Raw genomic sequence first — 5,268 nt, 5'->3', positions numbered from 1 at the left:
GCCCCACCCGACCCAGGGATCGGCCAACCGCGTGTGGTGGCCCGAGAGCCTGAACGTGAAGATCCTCGCCAAGAACAACGCCCAGCGCGACCCGCTGGACGAGGGCTTCGACTACCGCGCGGCCTTCGAGGCCCTCGACCTCGACGCCGTCAAGAAGGACCTGCAGCAGGTCATGACGACCTCGCAGGACTGGTGGCCCGCCGACTTCGGTCACTACGGACCCCTGATGATCCGCATGGCCTGGCACAGCGCCGGCACCTACCGCGTGACCGACGGTCGCGGCGGGTCGGGTGCGGGCATGCAGCGCTTCGCGCCGCTGAACAGCTGGCCCGACAACGTCAACCTCGACAAGGCGCGCCGCCTGCTGTGGCCCGTCAAGAAGAAGTACGGCCAGTCGATCTCGTGGGCCGACCTCATGATCCTGGCCGGCAACGTCGCGCTCGAGGACATGGGCTTCCCCACCTTCGGCTTCGCCGGTGGACGCACCGACGTGTGGGAGCCCGACGACGACGTGTACTGGGGCCCCGAGACCACCTGGCTCGGCGACGAGCGCTACGCGGGCGACCGCGAGCTCGAGCGTCCGCTCGCCGCGGTGCAGATGGGTCTGATCTACGTCAACCCCGAGGGTCCCAACGGCAACCCCGACCCGCAGCTGTCCGCGAACGACATCCGCGAGACGTTCGGTCGCATGGCGATGAACGACGAAGAGACCGTCGCCCTCATCGCGGGTGGTCACACCTTCGGCAAGACGCACGGCGCGGCGAGCGACTCGCACGTGGGCGTCAACCCCGAGGCCGCCGACATCAACGACCAGGGCCTGGGCTGGAAGAACAGCCACGGCACCGGCAAGGGCGATGACACCATCACCAGCGGCCTCGAGGTCACCTGGACGTATCACCCCACCCGCTGGGACAACGAGTTCTTCCACATCCTGTTCGGCTACGAGTGGGAACTCTTCCAGAGCCCCGCGGGCGCGCACCAGTGGCGTCCGGTCAACGGCGGCGGCGAGGGACTCGTCCCCGAGGCGCACTCCGCGGGCCGCCGCGAGCCGCGCATGCTCACCAGCGACCTGGCCCTCCGCGTCGACCCGGCCTACGAGAAGATCTCGCGTCGCTTCGCCGAGGACCCCGCAGCCTTCCAGGACGCCTTCGCCCGCGCGTGGTTCAAGCTGACCCACCGCGACATGGGTCCGCGCGAGCGCTACCTCGGCTCCGAGGTCCCCGCCGAGGTGCTGGTGTGGCAGGACCCCGTCCCCGCCGTCGACCACGCCCTCATCGACGCCGACGATGCCGCCGCCCTCAAGCAGCAGATCCTCGACAGCGGCCTCTCGGTGCAGCAGCTGGTCACGACGACCTGGGCCGCGGCATCCACGTTCCGCGGCAGCGACAAGCGCGGTGGCGTGAACGGTGCGCGCATCCGCCTCGAGCCGCAGAAGAGCTGGACGGTCAACAACCCCGAGCAGCTGGCATCCGTGCTCGAGACCCTCGAGGGCATCAAGGCCGAGTTCGACGCGAAGGGCGAGAAGAAGGTCTCGATCGCCGACCTGATCGTGCTCGCGGGCAACGCGGGTGTCGAGCAGGCCGCCCTCGCCGGCGGCGTCGAGGTCGAGGTGCCGTTCACCCCGGGCCGCACCGACGCGTCGCAGGAGCAGACCGAGATCGAGTCGTTCCGCTGGCTCGAGCCGATCGCCGACGGCTTCCGCAACTACGCCTCGCGCGAGACGCGCCTGCCGGCGGAGTTCCTGCTGCTCGACAAGGCCAACCTGCTGACCCTCACCGCGCCCGAGATGACCGTCCTCGTCGGCGGTCTGCGCGCGATCGGCGCCAACTGGGACGGCTCGGATTGGGGCGTCTTCACCGACACCCCCGGTGCCCTGACCAACGACGTCTTCGCGAACCTGCTCGACCTGGGTACGACGTGGAAGCCCCTGGATGCCGGCAAGCACGCGTTCCTGGGCACGCGCGACGGGTCGGGCGAGAAGGTCGGCGTCGGCACCCGCGTCGACCTGGTGTTCTCGTCGAACTCCGAGCTGCGCGCGCTCGCCGAGGTCTACGCCTCGGACGACGCGAAGGAGAAGTTCGTGCGCGACTTCGTGGCCGCGTGGCGCAAGGTCACCGAGCTCGACCGGTTCGACCTGGTCTGAGCGCGGTTCGCTGCGGCTCGGTCGTCGCGGCATCCGGAAGGCCCGTCCCCTCTGGGAGCGGGCCTTCCGTCGTCGGGGGCAGCGGACCCCTCGTCCCACTTTTGGTCGGTTGCGGGTGCGTAGGGCGACCATTTGTGGGACATGCGCCGTCAAAAGTGGGACGAGGGGTCGCCGGGGTGGGTAGCGGACCCCTCGTCCCACTTTTGGTCGGTTGCGGGTGCGCGGGGCGACCGAAAGTGGGACATGCGCCGTCAGAAGGGGGACGAGGGGTCGCCGGGCGACGAACGTCAGGCGCGCGAGAGGCGGCGCAGGCCCTCGTCGATCGACACCGCGGGCGTCCAGCGCAGGTCGCGGCGGATCTCGGTCTGATCGAACCAGTGCGACGTCGACAGCTGCTCGGCGAGAAAGCGGGTCATGGGCGGCTCGTCCTGGCCCGGGCGCACCGCCCACACGCGCTCGATGAGCGATCCCGCGGCCTTCGCCAGACCCGCGGGCACGCTGAACCGCGGCGGCGTCACGCCCGAGGCGCGGCAGATCCCGGCCAGCAGATCGCCCACCGGGCGCGGTTCGCCGTTGGTCAGCACGTAGGCGCGACCGCTCACGTCGTCGACGCGCGCGAGGGCGGCGACGATCCCGGATGCCGCGTTGTCGACGTAGGTCGAGTCGATCAGCGCCGTGCCCCCGTCCAGCAGCGGCAGCGTTCCGCGTCGGGCCCGCGCGACGACCCGCGCGATGAGCTGCGTGTCGCCCGGTCCCCACACCAGGTGCGGCCGGATCGCGACGAGCGCCGTGCGAGCGCCCGCCCGTGACAGCGCGAGCAGCTCGGCCTCGGCCTTCGTGCGGGCGTACTCGCCGTGCGCGGCGGACGGATCGGCCGGTTCGGCTCCGACCCCGGCGAGGGCGTGCCCCGCGTGCGCGACCGACGGCGACGACACGTGCACGATGCGCGTGACGCCCGCGTCGGCGGCGGCGTCCAGCAGCGTGCGGGTGCCCTCGACGTTCACCTCGCGGAAGTCCGCCGGGTCCCCGGCCAGCGAGACCTTCGCGGCCAGGTGGACGACGCCGTCGATTCCCGAGAGGGCGGATGCCACGGCATCCGGATCCGTCACCGAACCGCGCCGGTCGTCGGCGCCGGCGACGCCCGGGGGGCGACGCTGCAGCGTGCGCACCGTGTGGCCGGCCTCGAGCAGCGCGCCGACGACGGCCCGGCCGAGGAACCCGGACGCGCCGGTGACGAGGACCTTCACAGCGCCGTCGGCTTCTCGCCCGAGAGGACGCGCTCGGCCCAGGCCGCGACGCGGGAGCGGTCGATCTTGGAGTTGTGGCGGATGTCCGTCGGCAAGGCGGGCACCACCAGCACCGCGGCCAGGCGCTGCGCGGTCGCCGCGCGCACCGCGTCGGTCAGATCGGGCGATGCCAGCCCCGGGCGGCGGTCACCGGTCTCGGCGACCGCGACCACCACCTGACGACCCGCCGGGCCGACGCCCACCGCCGCGGCGCGCGAGACGCCGTCGACGGTTTCGACGTCCTGCTCGACGCCGACCGGCGTGACCGGTCCGTCCGCGGTGGTGATGACGTGGGGGAGGCGGCCCTCGACCCACAGGCGCCCGTCCGCGTCGATATGACCGACGTCGCCGGTGCGGTGCCAGCGCTCGTCAAGGCCGCGGCGGGCCTCGCGGTCGGTGAGGTGCAGGCGGAAGTACCCGCGCTTGAGGTGCGGAGCCGAGATGACGATCTCGCCCGTGACACCGGTGTCGGTGGTGGGCTCGCCGCTCGCGCGACCGAGGGCGTCGAGGGCGGAGATCCGCACCTCGCCCGTGCCCAGGGGACGGCCGACGCAGACACCGCGGTCGCCCCGCGCGGCCTCGATCTCAGGCAGCGTCACATCCGCCACCAGCAGGCACTCGGTCATGCCGTAGGGCGTATGCGCCGTGGCGCTCGGCATGAGCGCCTGCGCGCGACGCAGCAGATCGACGCTGACGGGGGCGCCGGTGGACAGGAACGTCTCGACGCGTCCCAGGGCCGCGCGATCGGCATCCGTCAGCTCCGCAGAGGTCGCGACCACGTTGGCCACGGCCGCGGGCGAGAGGAAGACGATGCGCGCGTCCGAGGCGCGCACCGCCGCGGCGACCGCGGCCGCGGTCAGCGTGCGCGGGGCCGAGACGTCCATGTCGGGCGTCGCCGAGCGGGTGCCGAGAGCCGGGCCCAGCAGGGCGAACGGGGCGAAGCCGGTGACCAGGCCCGTCTCGGCGGTGACGCCGAAGTGCGCGGCGAGGGTGTCGCGCAGGGCGATCAGCTGCGCGTGCGTGTACACGACGCCCTTGGCCGGCCCCGTCGAGCCCGAGGTGAAGAGCACCGCGGCGTCGGCGTCGGCGGGGGGCGGCTCGGGCAGGGTGCGTCCGCGACCGGCGCGGGCCAGGTCGGACAGACTCGCCTCGACGCCCAGGGCGCGGGACGACGCGGCCGGAAGCGCCGCCGCCGAGATGCGGCGACCGGGCCAGCCCAGGGCGCGCGCGGCCGCGAGGCCGGCCGTCTCGCCGATGACCACGTCGGGCACCGCACCGCGCACGGCGCGGGACAGACCCCGGATGCCGAGACCCCGGTCGGCCACGACCACCACGGCGCCGATGCGCAGGCACGCGTAGAGGGCCGCGGTCAGCGTCGGACCCGGTTGCACCAGCAGCGAGACGCGGTCGCCCGCGCGGACGCCGAACGCGTCGAGACCGGCCGCGATCTCGTCGACGCGCGCGGCCAGCTGACGCCAGCTCACCCGCAGCGGCTCGGCTTCACGGGTCGTGCTCATGTCGATCACGGCGGTGTCGTCGTCGGCCCGTCGGGAGACGAGGGCGTCCCACAGGCGGCCCGTGTCCTTGGCGGCCGGCGCGGCCGTGCGGGACGAACGACGGGTGCGCGGCGGTGGGGCCGCGGCATCCGTCACCTTCTCGTCGAGCCAGTCCAGGACGACGTCGGCGTAGGGGCGCTCCTCGGCGATCAGGTGCCCGGCGCCCTCGAAGCGGTGGACGTCGGCGTGCGGCATCCGCTCGGTGAGGTCGTCGAGGTGATCCTCGCCGAAGACGGGGTCCTTCGGTCCGCGCAGCAGCAGGGCGGGCACCTGATCGCCGAGG

Annotated in this window: 3 protein-coding genes; 1 reads left to right on the top strand and 2 read right to left on the bottom strand. The window is 73.0% G+C overall.

Features of this window, described 5'->3' with window-relative positions:
* A partial coding sequence (gene katG / locus DBR36_RS16080) for a catalase/peroxidase HPI (protein ID WP_108320710.1) occupies window positions 1–2,143 on the top strand: 2,143 nt, incomplete at its 5' end.
* Between the two features lie 287 nt (window positions 2,144–2,430).
* On the opposite strand, the gene DBR36_RS16075 is transcribed toward katG, so the two are convergent.
* Together DBR36_RS16075 and DBR36_RS16070 are read right to left on the bottom strand one after the other, a co-directional pair.
* Window positions 2,431–3,390, bottom strand: coding sequence for an NAD(P)-dependent oxidoreductase (locus DBR36_RS16075; RefSeq protein WP_108320709.1), 960 nt, complete (start codon window positions 3,388–3,390; stop codon window positions 2,431–2,433).
* The coding region (locus DBR36_RS16070) for an AMP-binding protein (RefSeq protein WP_108320708.1) at window positions 3,387–5,268 on the bottom strand (1,882 nt) is incomplete at its 5' end. The genes DBR36_RS16070 and DBR36_RS16075, both read right to left, overlap by 4 nt.

Source organism: Microbacterium sp. HMWF026 (assembly GCF_003061325.1).
In the GTDB taxonomy this organism is placed as follows: domain Bacteria; phylum Actinomycetota; class Actinomycetes; order Actinomycetales; family Microbacteriaceae; genus Microbacterium; species Microbacterium testaceum_E.
This window is presented reverse-complemented; position numbering and strand designations above follow the sequence as displayed.